Source organism: Corynebacterium sp. 74A, assembly GCF_008930665.1.
GTDB lineage: Bacteria > Actinomycetota > Actinomycetes > Mycobacteriales > Mycobacteriaceae > Corynebacterium > Corynebacterium megadyptis.
Genome location: NZ_PQMG01000001.1, coordinates 375,392 through 393,075, shown reverse-complemented (window position 1 = coordinate 393,075; position 17,684 = coordinate 375,392). Strand labels below are relative to the sequence as shown.

Genomic DNA, 17,684 nt, shown 5'->3' with positions numbered 1-17,684 from the left:
GTGACCCTCGCAGGCGTCTGTGCTGCGCGGGAGTGCGGCGCTCGGCTGCCGCTGCTTTCGTCGTTCAGGCGGGGCGAGGAGCTAGGAGAAGTCCAATCCCAGCAGCGCGTTTTCCACCAGCTCGGGGAGTGCGGGGTGGATCCAGTACTGCTCAGTGGCGACCTTACGCACATCCAGCTTGAAGGTCATCACGGTGATCAGCTGGTGGATCAGGGTAGCGGCCTCGGGGCCGATGAAGTGCGCACCCAGCAGCTGGCCGGTGGCGCGATCGGCGATGAGCTTCACAAAATTGGACTCATCTTCCATCGCCCAGCCATAGGCCACATCGCCGTACTTTTGGATCTTGACGGTGATGTCATAGCCCTTATCGCGGGCCTGCTCTTCGGTCAGTCCCACGGTGGCGATCTGCGGGTGGGTGAACACGGCGGAGGGCACGTTCTCGTGCGGCATGGGGCGCAGATCCTCGGGGTGCAGCAGGTTGTGGCGCACGGCGCGCATCTCCGCATTGGCCACGTGCTTCAGCAGGTAGGGGGAGCTGCAATCGCCCAGAGCCCACACGCCCTCGCAGCTGGTGCGGCCGTAGTCGTCCACCTTAATGCGGGGGCCGTCGAGTTCGATGCCGGACTTTTCGGCGTCGAGCTGGTCGCCATTGGGCACGCGTCCCGTGGCGGCGAGGAAGACATCGGCCTCGAGCACGGTGCCATCGTCGAGGGTCACCCGAACCCCATTCTCAGTGTTGCTGGCCTCGCTGATGTCGTGGCCCAGATAGGTATTCCACGTCTTTTCGGCCATCTCGGTGAAGTAGGTGGTGAGATCCTCGTCGAGGGTTTTCATCATGCGCGGGGAGCGGTTGATCACGGTCACCGTGGCGCCGAGATCGTGGAAGACATGCGCGAACTCGGCGGCGATGAACCCGCCGCCATGAATGATGATCGACTCGGGGAGATCCTCGAGGCGCATGATGTCTTCGTTGGTGTAGTAGCGGAAATCCGTGCCGGCATAGGGCGGGACAATCTGCGGGCGCGACCCCACGGCCAGCACGATCTGCTCGCCGGAGATTACTACTGGGGTATCGCCATCTGCGGTGGCGATGGTCTTGGTGTCCACAAAGCGGGCGTGGCCATCGTAGACATCAATATTCGGGGTTTCTTCGCCGCGGCGATAGGCCTCGCCGCCGGCGGCAATCTTATCGATGCGCTCGCCGAAGACGCGCTCGCGCAGGGCCGGCCAATCCACGGAGTTGAACTGGGTATCGAGGTTATAGCGCTCGCTGTGGGCGGCGGCGCGGGCCTGCTCTGCGGCGTAGACGAACATCTTGGTGGGAATGCAGCCGACGTTGAGGCAGGTTCCACCAAAGACGCCCTTTTCCACGATCGCGATGGACTTATCCTCAAACTCCGGGCCGGGAATCGAGTTCCCAGAGCCGGTGCCAATAATCACGAGGTCATAGTGTTTGTCCGCGGTAGTAGCCATGGGGGAAATCTCCTTCAAACACGGGTCATAGTTGGTGAATACGAGTTGTCGTTCTCCCACAGTAGTGCTCATGTCAATCGGGCGCTGTCGCGTCTTCTCTGATCCGGCGTGCGCTAGGGCGTGTGCCTGCGATGCCGGTGCATCCAGTCCACCGTGAGCTCGAGCGCCTGGCTGCGTGTGGGCTGGGCGGACAGGTACACATCGTGCATCGCCTGCGGCAGCGCGGTGATACTCAGCACACTCGATAGGTGCGGAGCCCGTGCCCAGATATCGGCGACCTCTAAAACGATGTCGCTGCTGTGGGCGTCGGCGAGCATATCTCCCTCGCCGCTGCGCTCGGCGGTGAGTACCAGGCTCGCGATCTGGGTGCGTAATTCATCGCGGGCGAGTCGTTGCTGGGATTGTGCCACCGCCCGCAGCCAGCTGAGTCGTTTCGGAAAACCTGCCAGTGGCTTGAGCTGGAGATCGTAGGCCCATTCGCCGCCATAATCGCGATGCAAGGACTTGCCGTAGCTGGGATCGGGTTGTTGGCGCAGCAGTGCCTCGGGGCGCAGCCGCGTAATCGCTCCCGCGAGCCGCGGAACGTGGGTGCGCAGCCACGGCGGGCCAAGCATCTCCAACCAGGGGCTGTTATAAATCACCGAGTCCACGGGCAGGGTGGTCTGGGCTAGCCATTCCGCCACCGCCAACGCCCCTGTGGAGTGAGCGATGAGGCTGACGCTGGAATGCGCGGCCACCACCGGCTTGAGAGTGGCCTCTAGGTCCTCGCAGTACAGCCGAATATCACTGACATGGTGGGGCGTCTGCCCTTCGCGCAGCGCGCGGCCACACTTGCGCAGATCCACGGCATAGGTGGTGACTGCGCGGGAGTCGAGATAGCGCGCCACATGATCGTGGAAGAAATAGTCGGTCATCCCATGCACCATCACTGCGGCGTGTTCATGCTGGCTGGTGTGGCGCACCAGTGCTGCGCACACAGGGCTTTCACCATCGGGATCGGCCCCGAGCTCGCAGAGCGCATACTCGTAGTCCGCGCCCAGACGATCGGGCCGCCACTGCAGAGGCTTATCGACGCTCACTTCGCTTCATCCCTTACCTTCTTGGCCATGGAGCATTCTCGCGCGGCCAACTTTACGCGCCCAGATCGACGGGAAAGCACAGATGATGCAGTACCCGTGTGGGCACCATGCGGTCTGGCCGCGCTGGGCTGCGGTGTGCACCTCTCGCGCTGGCCGGCTCGAGCACACCCGGTCAGCGACGGCGGCGCTGTTCACGGCGCGATGGCTAGTCCACACAATCAAAAAGGTGGAGGCGGAGTGCACGCCCAGTTTCGCTCTTTTGGGGGTAAAAAAGAGGTGGTTTCATGCAATTCCCTGTGCTTAGGGCCGGTGAATAATGCTGAGCTCTTGCTGTGAAAACGCCAGCGTGATGGTGCCTTCTTTGCTGTGTCGACGCGCGCCGCGCCGAAAGAGGCGCGAAAAGGGTAGTGGTAGGACCTCTAAAAGAGTATTTGTTGGCCTGCGTAGGCGCGTAAACTTGAACCAGCACAAACGCACCCGCGCCCCGCGTGCACCCGTCTCGAGTGCCGGTGGTTGCGAGGCGTTTGTAGGGGTCGCACCCGTTCTGCTGTGTCTGCTCGCCGCTCGTCGTTTCTGTGGTGGTGGGTAGTTCAGGCTGAATTCTGTGCGGGACCTAATAGAGACAATGCACAACGCGTGAGAGCACCGTAGATAGAGAATTAAGGAAGTTGGACTGACGTGTCAGATTCCAAGGCAGCTACTGCCCAGGTACGCGATGAAGTGGATGTAGCGTTTGTTGGCGCCGGCATCATGAGCGCCACCCTCGCCGCAATGTTGAAGCAGCTGGAGCCCTCGTGGAGCCAGCTCATTCTGGAGCGGCTCGACGCCCCAGCTCAGGAGTCCTCCTCCCCCTGGAACAACGCAGGAACGGGCCACTCCGCCCTGTGCGAGCTCAACTACACCCCTGAGGTCAAGGGGCGTATTGACATTGACAAGGCCATCAACATCAACGAGAAGTTCCAGGTGTCGCGCCAGTTCTGGTCGCACCAGCTGGACACTGGGATTTTGAAGGATCCGCGCGAGTTCATCAACCCCGTGCCTCACGTGTCCTTCGCTCACGGCGAGGACCAGGTGGCATATCTGAAGAAGCGCTTCGATGCTCTCAAGGGTCACCCGCTCTTCCCGGGCATGGAGTACTCCGATGACGACGCTGTCTTCTCCGAGAAGCTGCCGTTGATGGCGCAGGGCCGTGACTTCGCCAAGGAGCCGGTATCTATCTCGTGGACCTCCGCTGGTACGGACATCAACTACGGTGCCCAAACCAAGCAGTTCATCGAGGGCCTGAAGGAGGCCGGCACCGAGCTGCGCTACGGCCACGAGGTGAAAAACCTCAGCCAGGATGGCAAGAAGTGGAAGATCACCACCACCAACGTGCACACCGGTGATACCTCCGTGATTACCGCAAACTTCGTGTTCGTCGGTGCCGGCGGTATGGCGCTGCCGCTGCTGCAGAAGTCCGGCATCCCCGAGATTCGCGGCTGGGGCGGATTCCCCGTGTCCGGCCAGTGGCTGCGCTGCACCAACGAGGAGCTCATCGAGCAGCACGCCGCTAAGGTCTACGGCAAGGCTTCTGTGGGCGCTCCGCCGATGTCGGTGCCGCACCTCGATACCCGCGTGATTGACGGCAAGCGCGGCCTGCTCTTCGGCCCCTACGCGGGCTGGACCCCGAAGTTCCTCAAGACCGGCTCCAACCTGGACCTGTTCAAGTCCATCCGCGTTACGAACCTGCTGTCCTATGTGGGCGTGGGCGTGCAGGAGATGGGCCTGACCAAGTACCTGATTACCGAGCTGCTCAAGGATCAGAAGGCACGCATGGAGTCGCTGCGTGAGTACATGCCGACCGCCCGTGATGAGGATTGGGAACTGGTTACCGCCGGCCAGCGCGTCCAGGCTATCCAGCCGGTCGCCGGACCGTCCTTCTCTACTCTCGCGTTCGGTACCTCGCTGATCAATAACTCCGAGGGCTCTATCGCCGGTATTCTCGGTGCCTCCCCAGGTGCGTCCATCGCCCCGGCAGCCATGCTTGAGGTGCTGGAGCGCTGCTTCGGCGAGCGCATGGTGGAGTGGGGACCGAAGATTAAGGATATGGTTCCCTCCTACGGTGTTAAGCTGGCAGCGAACCCGCAGCTCTTCGAGGAGACGTGGGAGCGTACCCAAAAGACACTCAAGCTCGAGGATTAATGTGACTGAACACACCCCCGTTCCTGGTTTTCCATTTACCGCGATCGTGGGGCAGGAACAGCTCCGGCTGGCCCTGCTTCTCAACGCCATCTCACCAGGGATTGGGGGTGTGTGCGTGCGTGGAGAAAAAGGCACCGCCAAGACCACCATGGTGCGTGGCTTCGCTCCGCTTCTCGACGGTTCCCTCGTGAACCTTCCCCTCGGCGCCACTGAAGATCGCGTGGTGGGATCCCTCAACGTGGAGACCATCCTGAGCACCGGTAAAGCCGAGTACCAGCCCGGTCTGCTCGCCGAGGCCGATGGCGGCATTCTGTACGTGGACGAAGTTAATCTGCTCGCCGATCACCTCGTGGACGCGCTGCTTGATGCCGCCGCTACCGGGCGGGTCAGTATTGAGCGCGATGGTGTCTCCTATAGCGCCCCCGCCAAATTCGTGCTGGTGGGTACCATGAACCCCGAAGAGGGGGAGCTGCGCCCGCAGTTGCTCGACCGTTTCGGGCTTGCGGTGGAAGTCACCGGCTCGAAGGACCCGGCCGTGCGCGGGGAGATCATTACCCGCCGCTTGGCCTATGAAAACGACCCCCACGGTTTTGCCGCCCAGTGGCAGGAGCAGGAAACCGAGCTCAAAGAGCAGCTGGATCAGGCTCGCGCCGCCGTGGCGCAGGTGGAGTTGCCGACCGTACAGGTGGCGCGTATCGCCCAGCTCTGCGCCGCCTTCGATGTCGATGGCATGCGCGCCGATATCGTAATCGCCCGTACCGCTATCGCCCACGCAGCACTGCGTGGCAGCGAGATCGTGGAGGACGAGGACGTGCGCGTGGCCGCCCAGCTCGCGCTGCCGCACCGCAAGCGCCGCAATCCCTTCGATGAGCCCGGAATCGACGACTCCGAGTTGGACGAGAAGCTCGACGAGGCCATCAACGATAACCCCGATCCCGAGCAGAACACCGAACCGCCGCAGGAGGATGAGCCTGCCGATAGCTCGGAGGAGCCCTCCGCGCCGGAGCAGGAGGAGTCCGAGGAGACGCCGCAGGAGGAGCAGCCGCAGCGCGGCGATGGAAAGGGTGATAGCGCCTCGATGGGCGCTCCCTTTCTCCGCTAGAACACTGCGCCGGCGGGGCATGGGCGAGGAAGCCAATCCGGGCCGACGTTCCAAGGCGCTGTCGAGTGAAGGGGCGGTGATTCGCTCCACCACTCACGGCAGGGGAGTGCATGTGGTGGCCACCGCCATGGCGGCCGCCGAGCGCGGCGCCATCATAAGCAATGGGCGTTTGGAGCTGCGGCCGGAGGATCTGCGTTCTTCCATCAAGGCGGGCAGGGAATCTAATCTCATCGTCTTCGTGGTGGACGCCTCCGGTTCGGTGGCTGGCCACACCCGCCTCGAGGCGGTCACCGGTGCGGTGGAATCAATTTTGAAAGACGCCTATATCCGCCGCGACAAGGTGGCGGTGATTACCGTGCGTGGCCGTGCCCCCGAGCTTTTGCTGCCACCGACCAGTTCCATTGATGTGGCGCGGCGTCGTCTCGAATCCGCTCGGGTCGGCGGGCGCACCCCGCTGGCCGAGGGGCTGGTGATGGCAGATGAGCTCATCACCCGCCAAGCTCGGAAGGAACCGGGTCGCCGCGCCATCATGGTGGTGCTCAGCGACGGCCGTGCCACTGGTAACTATGGGATGAAAGAGGCCTATGCGGCCGCCGATGCTATCACGGCCAAGGGGCTCAGCGGGTCCATCGTGATCGACTGCGAGGTCTCCGCCCGAGTACGGCTGGGGCTAGCGCGCACCCTCGCGGAGCATCTGCGCGCTCCCTGCGTGCAGCTTGCGGAGCTCAATTCCGATAACGTCGCCGGCGCCATTGAGTCGCTTTAAAGGAGTGGGGCGGACCACCCCGCGGCAGGGAGGCGGGGTGTGTCTCGCTACTATGGCTCAGAGATACACCCCCTGTGCGAAAGCGAGCCCCACCCGATGCCCCAAGGCAAAGTTGATCCGAAAAATATTCCCGATGATGGCCTCACCACCCGGCAGCGACGCATGCTGCCGGTGACCGCGGTGCACACCGGGGAAGGAAAAGGAAAGTCCACCGCCGCCTTCGGCATGGCACTGCGCGCCTGGAATCAAGGCTGGAAGATCGGCGTATTCCAATTCGTGAAATCCGCCAAATGGCGGGTCGGGGAAGAATCGGTCTTCCTGCGCCTCAACGAGCTCAGCGATGAGCCGCTCGTGGAGTGGCACAAGATGGGCGAGGGTTGGAGCTGGGCGAAAAAGCGTGGCGATGAACAAGACCACGCCCGCGACGCCCGCGAAGGCTGGGAGGAAATCAAGCGCCGCCTGGCCAATGAAACCCATGATCTCTATGTGCTCGACGAGTTCACCTATCCCATTAAGTGGGGGTGGATCGACGTCGAGGATGTGGTGGAGACATTACGCACTCGCCCCGGCACCCAGCATGTGGTGATGACGGGCCGCGATGCGGACCCGCGCCTGCTCGAGGTGGCGGACTTGGTCACCACTATGACCAAGGTCAAGCACCCCATGGACCAAGGCCGCAAGGGCCAGAAGGGGATCGAATGGTAAGCGTGCCCGGTGTGTGCATCGCGGCCACGGCCTCGGGGACGGGCAAAACTACCATCGCCACGGGCTTGATGGGGGCGCTGGCCCGGCGCATGAACGTCGCGCCGTTCAAAGTGGGGCCGGACTATATCGATCCCGGCTATCACGGCCTAGCCTCGGGGCGTGTGGGCCGCAACCTCGATTCGGTGATGTGCTCCGTCGATCGCATCGGCCCACTCTATGCTCACGGCGCCGCCGGCTGCGATATCGCCGTGGTGGAAGGCGTGATGGGGCTCTTCGATGGCCGCATCACCGACTCACCAGAAGACGCCGGTGCCGGTTCCACCGCTGAGATTGCCGCCGCGCTCGGGCTGCCCGTGATCCTCGTCGTGGATGTCCGCGGCATGAGTCAATCTGCAGGCGCGATTGTGCGCGGTTTTGCCATGCATAACCCCCATGTACGCATCGCTGGGGCGATCATTAACAAGGCAGGCACCGATCGGCACGCCGAGGTGTGTCGCCGCGCCATCGAAAACTCAGGGGTGCCAGTGGTGGGCATCATCCCGCGCATCGACAAGGTGGAAGTACCGTCCCGACACCTCGGACTCGTGACCGCCGTCGAACGGGGCGGTGCCGCCGTCGAATCCGTCGAGCGCATGGCGGACATGATCGAGAACTACGTGGACATCGATGCCATTCTCGAGCTGGCCTCCTGCGCCTATACCGGTCCCGCCTGGGATCCGGCCGCAGAGGTCCACGCCGTGGGCACCGCCCCGCGTATCGCTCTGGCTTCGGGGCCGGTGTTCAGCTTCGCCTATGCCGAGCACACCGAGCTGCTGCGTGCCGCTGGCGCCGAGGTGCTGGAATTCGATCCCTTGCACGAGGAACTCCCCGAGTGCGAAGGGCTCATTGTGCCCGGCGGATTTCCCGAGGAACATGTGGAAGAACTCGCCGCCCGGCATAGTGTTACCGCCGGGGTGCGCGAGCACATAGCCGCCGGCAAACCGGTCCACGCCGAATGCGCGGGACTGCTGTGGCTGCTCAAAACCCTCGACGCCCATCCCATGGTGGGGGCGATCGGCACCCATGGCGCCATGGGCCGCCGCCTGAAACTGGGCTATCGGGAAGCCGTGGCGCTGGAATCCTCGGTGCTTTACGAGGCCGGCCACAGAGTCACCGGTCACGAGTTTCACCACACCGCCCTCGCCGAGGAGACCGCACCCGGTTTCCGCCCGGCCTGGGGCTGGCGGGGCTGGGATGGCACTGCGGTGGCCGAAGGCTTTGTGTCCGCAACGATCCACGCCTCCTATCTCCACGTCCATCCCGCCAGCGTTCCCCACTCGATCGAGAACTTTGTGTGCACTGCGGGCAGGCATCGCTAAATCGATTTTTGCCCACCAAGGCCACTACACTCACAATTCATGACAGTGACTCTGATTGGTGGCGGACCCGGAGCGTGGGATCTGATTACGGTGCGCGGCATGCATGCCCTGCAAGAGGCCGATGTGATCCTCACCGATCACCTCGGTCCAAGCGCCGAATTGGACAAACTCTGCGATGTCTCGACCAAAGAGATCATCGACGTCTCGAAGCTGCCCTATGGCCGGCAAGTAGCCCAAGAAAAAACCAATGAGCTGCTGGTGACCCACGCCCGTGCCGGGAAGAAGGTGGCGCGGCTCAAAGGCGGCGACCCTTATGTGTTTGGCCGCGGTTTCGAAGAGGCACAGGCCTGTGCCGAAGCTGGTATCGCGTGCACCGTTGTGCCGGGCGTAACCAGCGCCATCGCTGTTCCGGCCGCCGCCGATATCCCCGTGACGCAGCGCGGGATGGTGCATTCCTTCACCGTGATCTCGGGGCATCTCGCCCCCGATAACCCCAACTCGCTCAACGATTGGACGGCACTGGCGCACACCGGCGGCACCCTCGTGGTGATTATGGGCGTGAAAAATTCCGGGGTCATCGCGGAGCGATTGATGGCCGATGGCCGCAGCCCCGAGACCCCCGCAGCCGTAATTCAAGAAGGCACGACCGCTGAGCAAAAAGTGCTGCGCTGCACGCTCGCGACGCTGGGCGCCTCTATCCGCGAGGACGGCATTGCTCCGCCCGCAGTGCTGGTGATCGGCGAGGTGGCAGGACTCACCCTGCCGAACGCCTAGCGATCCACCACGAGCGTGAGCTGCGTCGGGCTGCTGAGGCTAATAGAAAGACCAGCGCCCTGGGCGATCTCGATTACCTCATCGAGGGTCTCCGGCTCCGCATCGTGCAGGCAGAGCACGCGGGCCAGTTCGCCCTTGTAATGCTTATTGAAGTGGCTCACAACCTTGCCCGCGGTGGTTTCCACGCGCACGGTAGCCGCAGAGGAGAGCGGACCAAGATTCTGATACGCCCCCGAGCGGAAGTCCAGCACCAATCCCTCCACGCCGGACAGAGCCTCGGTGATGGCTGCACCCCAGCGCTTTTTCATCGTTGGTGCAGCGGCGGCGGGATCCTCCTGACGCGGCACCTTCGTGCCCGCAGACAGCCGGTAATGGGGGATGAGATCCTGTCCCCGCACGACGCCGAAGAGTGCTGAGCCCACAGCCAGTTGGCTCCACCGGTCGTGGGGGAGAGTGGCCGGGGAGAGGGCGTCGAAAAGCACCCCCGTGTAGCGACTCAGCGCTGGGGTGGTGGGGGAGGTCCACAGCTGCTGATTAGCGGCGAACTCCTCATCAAAGTTGTTTTTCAACTTCAGCGCCTCGCGTGCCTCCGCAGCGTCAAGAGCGCGCAGATCATCGATAATTTGCTGGCGCAGGGGAGTCAGTTCGGGGAAGCCGAGGGAATCGAGCGACAGCGGCGCGCCATCGCCGCCAAAGGACTTGGTTTCAGAGGGTGGGAGCACAATGAGCACGCCCTTGAGTGTAGCTAGTAAGATCGGGCACCATGATTACACGCTTGTCTCAGCTCTTTTTGCGCACGTTGCGCGATGATCCCGCCGACGCTGAAGTTCCTAGCCACAAGCTTTTGGTGCGCGCCGGATACCTCCGACGCAATGCGCCGGGCATCTACTCCATGCTGCCGCTCGGAGTGCGCGCGCTGGACAAGATCGAAAAGGTTGTGCGCGAGGAGATGAACGCCATCGGCGCTCAGGAGCTGCGCTTCCCCGGCCTGCTGCCCCGCGGGCCCTATGAGCAGTCCAACCGGTGGACCGAATACGGCGATAACGTCTTCCGCTTGAAGGACCGCAAGGGCGCGGACATGCTGCTCGGGCCGACCCACGAGGAGATGTTCACCCTCGCGGTTAAGGACATGTACAGCTCCTATAAGGATTTCCCCGTCATCCTTTATCAGGTGCAGACCAAGTATCGCGATGAGGAGCGTCCCCGCGCCGGTATCCTGCGCGGGCGCGAGTTCATTATGAAGGATTCCTACTCCTTCAACATGGATGATGCTGGGCTTGAGGAGTCCTATCAGCTGCACCGCCAGGCGTATCAAAACATTTTCGACCGCCTGGGTGTGGAGTATGTGATTTGTGCTGCGACCTCCGGCGCGATGGGCGGCTCGGCCTCCGAGGAGTTCCTTGCTATCAGCCCCACCGGCGAGGACACCTTTGTCTGCGCCACCGAGGGCGACTATGCCGCCAATGTCGAGGCCGTGGTGACCCCGGCCGGGGAGGAACGTGATCCCGCGGCAGCCCCCGCCGCCGAGGATCACGAAACTCCTGGCGCGACCACGATCGCCGCGCTCGTGGAGTGGGCGAATACACAGGGCGTCACTATTGAGGGCCGCGCGGTGGAGGCCAGCGATACCCTCAAGTGCATCGTGGTGCGCGTGACTGACCCCGGCGCCGAGAAACCCCGCCTCGCGGGCGTGGTCCTGCCCGGCGACCGCGAGGTGGACATGGGTCGCCTGGCCGCCAGCTTCGAGCCTGCCGAAGTGGAGCTCGCCGAGGACAAGGACTTTGCGCACAACCAGTTTTTGGTGAAGGGCTATGTGGGCCCGCGCGCGCTCAATGAGCATGAACTGAGCGTGTACGCCGATCCGCGCGTCGTGCGCGGCACCTCATGGATCACCGGCGGCGATGTCGCGGGCCACCACAGCGTGAACATGACGGTGGGGCGTGACTTCGAGGTGGATGCCTACGTGGAGGCAGCCGAGGTGCGCGAGGGCGACCCCGCGCCGGAGGGAATGGGCGTGCTCACCCTCGAGCGCGGTATCGAGATCGGGCACATCTTCCAGCTGGGCCGCAAATACACCGAGGCGTTCGATGTGCAGATTTTGGATGAGAATGGCAAGCGCGCGGTGCCCACGATGGGCTCCTATGGCGTGGGCGTGTCCCGCCTACTTGCTGTGATCGCCGAGCAGACACACGATGAGAAGGGCCTGAAATGGCCTGTGTCTGTGGCCCCGTACGAGGTGCATGTGGTGATCGCCAACAAGGATGCCGAGGCGGCAGAGGCCGCGGATAAACTCGCCGAGGAGTTGTCGGCGCGGGGTATTGATGTGCTCTTCGATGACCGCCCCAAGATTGGCGCTGGCGTGAAGTTTAAGGATGCCGAGCTGTTGGGTATGCCCTTCATGGCCGTGGTGGGTCGTGGCTACAAGGAGGGCACCATCGAGGTGCGGCCGCGCGGTAGCGAGGCAGAGAATATCGCCGTGGACGAGGTGGTTGATCATCTCGTCGAGCTGGTCACGCAGGGGCGTCGTTAGAGGGCACAAGGCCGCGAGGAAATGAGACAGCCTCCTGCGTAAATACGACGTCTGATGAGTGTGTAATGTGGGTGGCATGGGATCTCTTCCCATGCCACCCTTGATCTATTCATATCGCTGTCGCGGGCGGCGCTCGCAGGCGCAAGCGGGGCAGGGGAGCGGAGATCCTCAGCACACAGTGAGGCCGCGCGCCGCGGCCATCCTATTCGTGGTCACTGCTACCGCGGATGAAGACTGGGGATGCCGGCGCGCGTAGATAAGAAAGGGACGCTATGCGCGTAATTATCACCGAGTCCCCTGCTGAGGTTGCCACCATCGCTGCCGACATGATTGCCGACACCGTGCAGGGCAAGGGGAAGGTTTCCATCGGGCTGGCCACCGGTTCGACCCCTATTGCCACCTACAAGGAGCTCATTGCTCGCCACCAGGCGGGCGAGATCAGTTTTGCCGATGTGAGTGTCTACATGCTCGATGAATACATCGGTATCGATCGCTCTGACGAAAATAGCTACCACCGCACCATCCGGCGAGAATTCGCCGAGCACGTAGACATCGATGATTCGCGCGTCTTTAGCCCCAATGGTCAAGCCGAGTCCATCGCGGAGGAAGCCGCCCGCTACGAGGCTGCAGTGCGTGCTGGCGAGGTGCAATTGCAGCTGCTGGGCATCGGCTCGGACGGGCACATTGGCTTTAATGAGCCCGGCTCCGCCTTCGACTCTCCGACCCATCGCGTGATCCTGCACCCGCAGACCGTGCGCGATAACGCCCGCTTCTTCTCCTCCGAAGAGGAGGTCCCCGTGGAGGCCATCACCCAAGGCCTAGCCACGATCCGTGCTGCCCAGCGTCCGGTGTTGCTCGCGACCGGCGCCTCCAAGGCAGAGGCAGTGGCCGCGATGGTGGAGGGACCCGTGACGGCGCACTGCCCAGCCAGCATTTTGCAGTTCCACCCGAATTGCACCGTCATCGTCGATAGCGAGGCCGCGGCACAGCTCGGCGATCGCGAGTTTTATATCGCGGCCGAGAAGCAGCGTCGCGCCCGCACCAACTAGTACATATCGGCCCCTGTTTGGGGCCAATGCTCTTGTGTAGGTTTGGCAGCAAAACTAACATTGCACACTAGGAGTTTCTGCACTGGAGCGGTGCTGTATCGGTACCGCTCACGCTGCTGAACCCATTGTCTCCACCCAACCCCGTAGCGTGCACTCGATCTACCTCCCGAGACAGCCAGCTACGTTGATAAGAAAGACGCTATTTATGTCTCTGAATTCCCTCTCTCGCAGCACCACCGTCGGCCGTAGCCTGCGTGTCGGCATGGCAGCCTTCGCTGCCTCGGGCCTGATGCTCTCCGGCGGTATCGCCGCCGCCGAAGAAGGCGACGCTGACCAGTCGACCTCTAGCGAGTCCTCCTCGTCCTCCTCCGATAGCACTAACCAGCCTGCCACCGGCGGCGAGTACGACGGAGATGCTAACGGCAGCGCTGCTGAGGAAGGCGACAACGACGGCAGCACTGACACCGACTCTGGCAGCACTGACACCGACTCTGGCAGCACTGACGCTAACGACGATGCCGATGGCGAGGACCACGGCGATCACGTTGACGCTGAGGGCCACGACGATGCCGATCACGCTGACCACGCCGATGCCGATGGCCACGATCACGGCGATGCGGCCGATAAAGACGGCAAGGGGGAGATGCACGATGATCACTCGCACATGCACGAGTCCTCGACCGCTCCGGCTCCGATGAACGAGCACAACCACAAGGATCAGCACGGTCATCACAACCATGAGTCCCACTCTGGCCCAGCCTTGGCCAACACCGGTGCCAATGTCGGCATGGTGACGCTCGGCGGCCTCGTCATCGCCGCTGCCGGCGCCGGCCTGGTAGCACTGCGCCGCCGCGCCTCCTAAGAGTTATTCCGCCAACTCGTTTCACCACCGGCCACGCCGCCCCGCGCTCTCAGCAGTGGAGCGGCGTGGCCGCGTGAGGTTCTCATGGCACGACTGGGCGCGGGGGCTAGTTACGCGCCCGCACCCCAAATTCGTTAGCATTGTGCGAGTAAATACGAATCACAACAATCGAAAGGTGTGAAACTTCATGGGAATCATGGATAAGGCAAAGGAATTCCTGAGCGACGACGACAAGCGCAAGGACGTTCTCGACAAGGGCGAGCAGGTGGCCAAGGATAAGCTCGGCAACGAGCACTCCGACAAGGTAGACAAGGCCCGCGACGCCATCGACAAGAAGTTCGAGGGCTCCACCGAGGGTGAGAACTAAACCCTTAGCGCACGACAGCCACCATCCCGCAGTGATGCAGGATGGTGGCTGTCGTGTATCTGCCCACAGTTGTGCGGGCAACCGCGGGGATCAGGGGTGGGGGAGGCGTCGATAAGCCTTGGCCTAGATCCCGATCGCGGCCGCCCGATGGGACTGCACGGACACTTGGGCAATGGCCTGCGCGGCGCACTGCGCGGCAGTGGAATGCGAGGCCTCGAGAAGGAAATGATCCCACATCCCGCGGGCATTATCGCAGAGCTGGCGCACAAAAATATCGGCGCTGGCGGCATCGCTCATCTGCTCATAGCCCTCCATCTGATAACTCGTCGGGGCCGTTTCGGGCTGGAGACCATTGGCGGCCGCGATCTGGGTGAGCGCCACCGCAATCATGCGGTGATCGGTACCCAAGTCCGCAAAAAGCTGGGCGTGTTGCTGATTATCGGCAAACGCCTCTGCCGTGCCGAGGCCATAGATCGCGGCCTCGTGGAAGGCGATCATCTCCAGCAGGGCCGACTTTTCTTGTTTACTCAACGCCACATCCTCGGCCGCGATGACGTCGAGCCGCAGCATATCCTTCGCCTTGTCCGGATCCTCCTCGTAGAGCCGAGTGCTTAGATCGGCGTAAATGCTGGCGAGGACCATCCACGAGTCGGATTCGATCGTGGACACCGCGTCGAACGTGGCGCGGGCGGAATCAGCCACGGCTGTGGACAGCTCGGCAGAGACTGTGGCGGCACGCTCCGCAATCGCATCCGCATCCAGCGCCTCCACAGAGCAGCGCTCGGGCGAGGATCCCTGCTCGTCGATGCCGCAGCGGCGGTTATTTTCCTCCACGAGCATGCTGGCGTGAGTATGGCGCATCTCGGCGATCGGCGGTTGTGCCTCCGCATCAGCCTCCGCCCCGATAGCTAGCTCCTTAAGGCCCTGATCAACAGAGCGATAAGGAGCGCACGAGGCCAGTGTCGCCCCAGCCCACAGGGCTGAGGTAGCGAGAAGAAACTGCCTGCGGCTCATACGATTCATGGCTAAGAAGCATACCTGTATGCTTGCGAGCATGGCTTTTCCCTCTAAAGATGCACTTCACTCACTTATTTCTCCAGTAGCCCACGCCCACGGGATGGCTGTGGAGGAGATCAAGATTAACCGCGCTGGCGCCAAGTCCGTGATCGCGATCATCGTGGACGCCGCCGACAGCGCCGGCATGGAGGCCGAGGTGCCCAGCCTCGAGGCGGTGGAGGTCGCCGCTGGCGAGTTCTCTGCGGCCTTTGACGCGGCCGAGGAGGCAGGGGAGATGTCCTTCGGCGCCCAGGAATACACCCTCGAGGTGTCCACCCCAGGAGTGGATCGGCCCTTGACGACTCCGCGCCACTGGCACCGCAACCGCGGGCGACTCATCAGCATCACCCAGGGTGATGTGCAGCTGCGGGGACGCGTGGGCGCGTTGTCGGCAGAGCAGGACTCGGTGATCGTGATCTCCAAGCTATCCGCGAAGCAGGCGAAAAAGGCCGGCAAGAAAGCAGGTGAGCTCGAGGTGCACGCGCTAGGATTGGGCGATATTGATCGCGCGGTGGTAGAAATTGAGTTCGCCAAGGCTCCTGGTGCCGAGGCGGAACTTGCCGATATGTCGTATGAAGATGCCCTGCAGTGGCGAGAGGATCACAAGTGAACATTGATGTCCAGGCGCTCAGCGCCATCGAAAAGGACAAGGGAATTGCGGTTTCGGAATTGCTGTCGACGATTGCCGACGCTCTGCTCGAGACCTACCGGCAGAACTATCCCATGGACGAGTCCACACAGGCTCGGGTGGACATCGATACTGCAAGCGGCAAGGTAGCAGTGATCCTCACTGAACGTGACGAGGACGGCACCGTCCTGTCCGAACGCGATGACACCCCTGCGAACTTCAACCGCACCGCCGCCCTAGCCGTACGCAATGCCATTGTGGCGCGGCTGCGCGAGGCAGAGGCCAACCGCGTCTTTGACGAGTACACCCGCTTCGAGGGCACCGTCATCTCCGGTGTGGTGCAGGCCGATGCGCGCGCCAATGAAAAGGGCATCGTGGTGGTACAGCTGGGCACCGAGGCCGATGGCCACGACGGTATCCTCATCCCCGCCGAGCAAATCCCAGGTGAAAACCTCAAGCACGGCGATCGAGTCAAGAGCTTTGTGGTGGGCGTGTCCAAGGGGCCGCGTGCCGTGCAGATCAACCTCTCGCGCACCCACCCTGAACTGGTGCGTAAGCTCTTCGAGCTGGAGATCCCCGAGGTCGAGGACGGCGCCGTGGAGATCGTCAGCATCGCCCGCGAGGCAGGCCACCGCTCCAAGGTGGCGGTGCGTGGCACCGTTAAGGGACTCAACGCCAAGGGCGCCTGCATCGGTCCGCGCGGCCAGCGCGTGAACAACATCATGAAGGCACTGGGCGGGGAAAAGATCGACATCATCGATTACTCGGAGGATCCCCAGCACTACGTGGGCAATGCGCTGGCCCCGTCCAAGGTGGTCTCCGTGGAGATCACCGATCTGGAAAACCAGATCGCCCGGGTCGTGGTGCCGGACTATCAGCTCTCCTTGGCTATCGGCCGCGAAGGCCAAAACGCTCGCCTCGCCGCGCGCCTGACCGGGTGGAAGATTGATATCCACTCGGATGCGGAATAGCGGGCGAAGGCCTAGAGCGGCGCGCCGTGTTCGCCGACTGAGCCTGCGATGAATACGGCTGGCTCGGCGGCGGCAGAGCAGCAGCGCCAATCCACTGCGAGCCCACTGCGAGCCCCACAATCCAGCGGCATATGTGAAACAGCCACAGCTGAACATGGGGCCGCCTTAAGGTTCTGTTAAACATTTCGGCTGCTTTCGCGTACACTTGTTCTCGGCTCACAAACGTGTGGTGACAGCCGGTGGGTTTTTGTGCCCAAAAACCGGATCGCCGCACGGAACGTGAGAAGCAGAGCTCAGAGGAGCTAACCATCGCAGCAGTCACAAGAAAGGGCCGGATGACGCAGTCGAACGCAGCACACACCCCACAGCGGATGTGCATTGCTAGCCGTCGCCTGTTTCCCGCGTCTGAGTTACTGCGCGTGGTTGTTGATCCCGCCGATGCCTCCCGCATCATTGCCGATCCCGCGGCTGTCTTGCCGGGGAGAGGGGCGTGGATTCAACCCTCATTGGCTCATTATGAGCTCGCCTGCAAGCGGCGCAGCTTTGCGCGCGCCCTACGGGTATCCGCCTCGGTGGATACACAACCCGTTCGCACCTACATTGCATCGCTCGGGGAACCGAAAGGATCCCCACAAAGCCAATGTGAGAAGCGGGATGACACAGAAGGAAGATTCGAACACTGATGAGCACACGATGAAGCATCAGCGATGAACGTCCACACACAACCGTAGAGGCAGCAGGCCCTAAGAAAGACACACTTCACCCCCTAGTGAAGAACACTTT

Annotated in this window: 17 protein-coding genes; 13 read left to right on the top strand and 4 right to left on the bottom strand. The window is 62.7% G+C overall.

Annotated elements, in window-relative coordinates:
- Nucleotides 1-81: 81 nt before the first annotated feature.
- Together mtr and GBB11_RS01710 are read right to left on the bottom strand one after the other, a co-directional pair.
- Nucleotides 82-1,473, bottom strand: a complete 1,392-nt coding sequence (mtr, locus tag GBB11_RS01715) for a mycothione reductase (RefSeq protein ID WP_151548785.1) — start codon at nt 1,471-1,473, stop codon at nt 82-84.
- 113 nt (nt 1,474-1,586) lie between these two features.
- The gene (locus GBB11_RS01710; RefSeq protein WP_151548784.1) at nt 1,587-2,552 is read right to left on the bottom strand and encodes an alpha/beta hydrolase; all 966 of its coding nucleotides are present in this window, start codon (nt 2,550-2,552) and stop codon (nt 1,587-1,589) included.
- A 678-nt stretch (nt 2,553-3,230) separates the two neighbouring features.
- Between GBB11_RS01710 and mqo the strand changes: the two genes are divergently transcribed.
- The 6 genes from mqo (at nt 3,231) to cobA (ending at nt 9,438) form a co-directional block, all read left to right on the top strand.
- Nucleotides 3,231-4,733 (top strand): malate dehydrogenase (quinone), encoded by a 1,503-nt coding sequence (mqo, locus tag GBB11_RS01705; RefSeq protein ID WP_151548783.1) that lies wholly within the window; start codon nt 3,231-3,233, stop codon nt 4,731-4,733.
- Between the two features lies 1 nt (nt 4,734).
- Nucleotides 4,735-5,835 carry an ATP-binding protein gene (locus tag GBB11_RS01700; RefSeq protein WP_151548782.1) on the top strand — a complete coding sequence of 367 codons (1,101 nt, stop codon included), beginning with the start codon at nt 4,735-4,737 and terminating at the stop codon, nt 5,833-5,835.
- 19 nt (nt 5,836-5,854) lie between these two features.
- Nucleotides 5,855-6,601 carry a VWA domain-containing protein gene (locus GBB11_RS01695; protein ID WP_151548781.1) on the top strand — a complete coding sequence of 249 codons (747 nt, stop codon included), beginning with the start codon at nt 5,855-5,857 and terminating at the stop codon, nt 6,599-6,601.
- Nucleotides 6,602-6,697: 96 nt separating this feature from the next.
- Nucleotides 6,698-7,306, top strand: a complete 609-nt coding sequence (gene cobO, locus GBB11_RS01690) for a cob(I)yrinic acid a,c-diamide adenosyltransferase (protein WP_151528546.1) — start codon at nt 6,698-6,700, stop codon at nt 7,304-7,306.
- On the top strand, nt 7,300-8,664 hold the full coding sequence (locus GBB11_RS01685; RefSeq protein ID WP_151548780.1) for a cobyrinate a,c-diamide synthase: 1,365 nt from the start codon (nt 7,300-7,302) through the stop codon (nt 8,662-8,664). Before cobO ends, GBB11_RS01685 begins: the two co-directional genes overlap by 7 nt.
- Nucleotides 8,665-8,703: 39 nt before the next feature.
- Nucleotides 8,704-9,438 (top strand): uroporphyrinogen-III C-methyltransferase, encoded by a 735-nt coding sequence (cobA, locus tag GBB11_RS01680; protein ID WP_151548779.1) that lies wholly within the window; start codon nt 8,704-8,706, stop codon nt 9,436-9,438.
- Here cobA and yaaA read toward each other — a convergent pair.
- Nucleotides 9,435-10,169, bottom strand: a complete 735-nt coding sequence (gene yaaA, locus GBB11_RS01675; protein WP_151548778.1) for a peroxide stress protein YaaA — start codon at nt 10,167-10,169, stop codon at nt 9,435-9,437. The genes cobA and yaaA overlap by 4 nt on opposite strands.
- Before the next feature lie 32 nt (nt 10,170-10,201).
- Here yaaA and GBB11_RS01670 point away from each other — a divergent pair, with 32 nt between their 5' ends.
- The 4 genes from GBB11_RS01670 (at nt 10,202) to GBB11_RS01655 (ending at nt 14,246) form a co-directional block, all read left to right on the top strand.
- Complete coding sequence (locus GBB11_RS01670) at nt 10,202-11,968, top strand: proline--tRNA ligase (protein WP_151548777.1); 1,767 nt, start codon at nt 10,202-10,204, stop codon at nt 11,966-11,968.
- Between the two features lie 272 nt (nt 11,969-12,240).
- Nucleotides 12,241-13,017, top strand: coding sequence for a glucosamine-6-phosphate deaminase (gene nagB, locus GBB11_RS01665; RefSeq protein ID WP_151548776.1), 777 nt, complete (start codon nt 12,241-12,243; stop codon nt 13,015-13,017).
- 205 nt (nt 13,018-13,222) lie between these two features.
- Nucleotides 13,223-13,879: an LPXTG cell wall anchor domain-containing protein gene (locus GBB11_RS01660; RefSeq protein ID WP_151548775.1), complete on the top strand. Its 657-nt coding sequence runs from the start codon at nt 13,223-13,225 to the stop codon at nt 13,877-13,879.
- Nucleotides 13,880-14,066: 187 nt separating this feature from the next.
- Nucleotides 14,067-14,246, top strand: coding sequence for an antitoxin (locus GBB11_RS01655; RefSeq protein ID WP_151528553.1), 180 nt, complete (start codon nt 14,067-14,069; stop codon nt 14,244-14,246).
- Between the two features lie 123 nt (nt 14,247-14,369).
- Here the strand turns inward: GBB11_RS01655 and GBB11_RS01650 are convergent, their stop codons facing one another.
- A complete protein-coding gene (locus tag GBB11_RS01650) occupies nt 14,370-15,269 on the bottom strand; it encodes a hypothetical protein (RefSeq protein ID WP_192796291.1) in 900 nt (299 codons plus the stop codon).
- A gap of 31 nt (nt 15,270-15,300) precedes the next feature.
- Here GBB11_RS01650 and rimP point away from each other — a divergent pair, with 31 nt between their 5' ends.
- The 3 genes from rimP to GBB11_RS01635 all read left to right on the top strand — a co-directional run bounded on the left by rimP (nt 15,301) and on the right by GBB11_RS01635 (nt 17,584).
- Nucleotides 15,301-15,912, top strand: a complete 612-nt coding sequence (gene rimP, locus GBB11_RS01645) for a ribosome maturation factor RimP (protein ID WP_151548773.1) — start codon at nt 15,301-15,303, stop codon at nt 15,910-15,912.
- A complete protein-coding gene (gene nusA, locus GBB11_RS01640; RefSeq protein WP_151528556.1) occupies nt 15,909-16,901 on the top strand; it encodes a transcription termination factor NusA in 993 nt (330 codons plus the stop codon). Before rimP ends, nusA begins: the two co-directional genes overlap by 4 nt.
- A gap of 335 nt (nt 16,902-17,236) precedes the next feature.
- Nucleotides 17,237-17,584 (top strand): YlxR family protein, encoded by a 348-nt coding sequence (locus GBB11_RS01635; RefSeq protein ID WP_151548772.1) that lies wholly within the window; start codon nt 17,237-17,239, stop codon nt 17,582-17,584.
- The last annotated feature ends 100 nt before the right edge of the window (nt 17,585-17,684 follow it).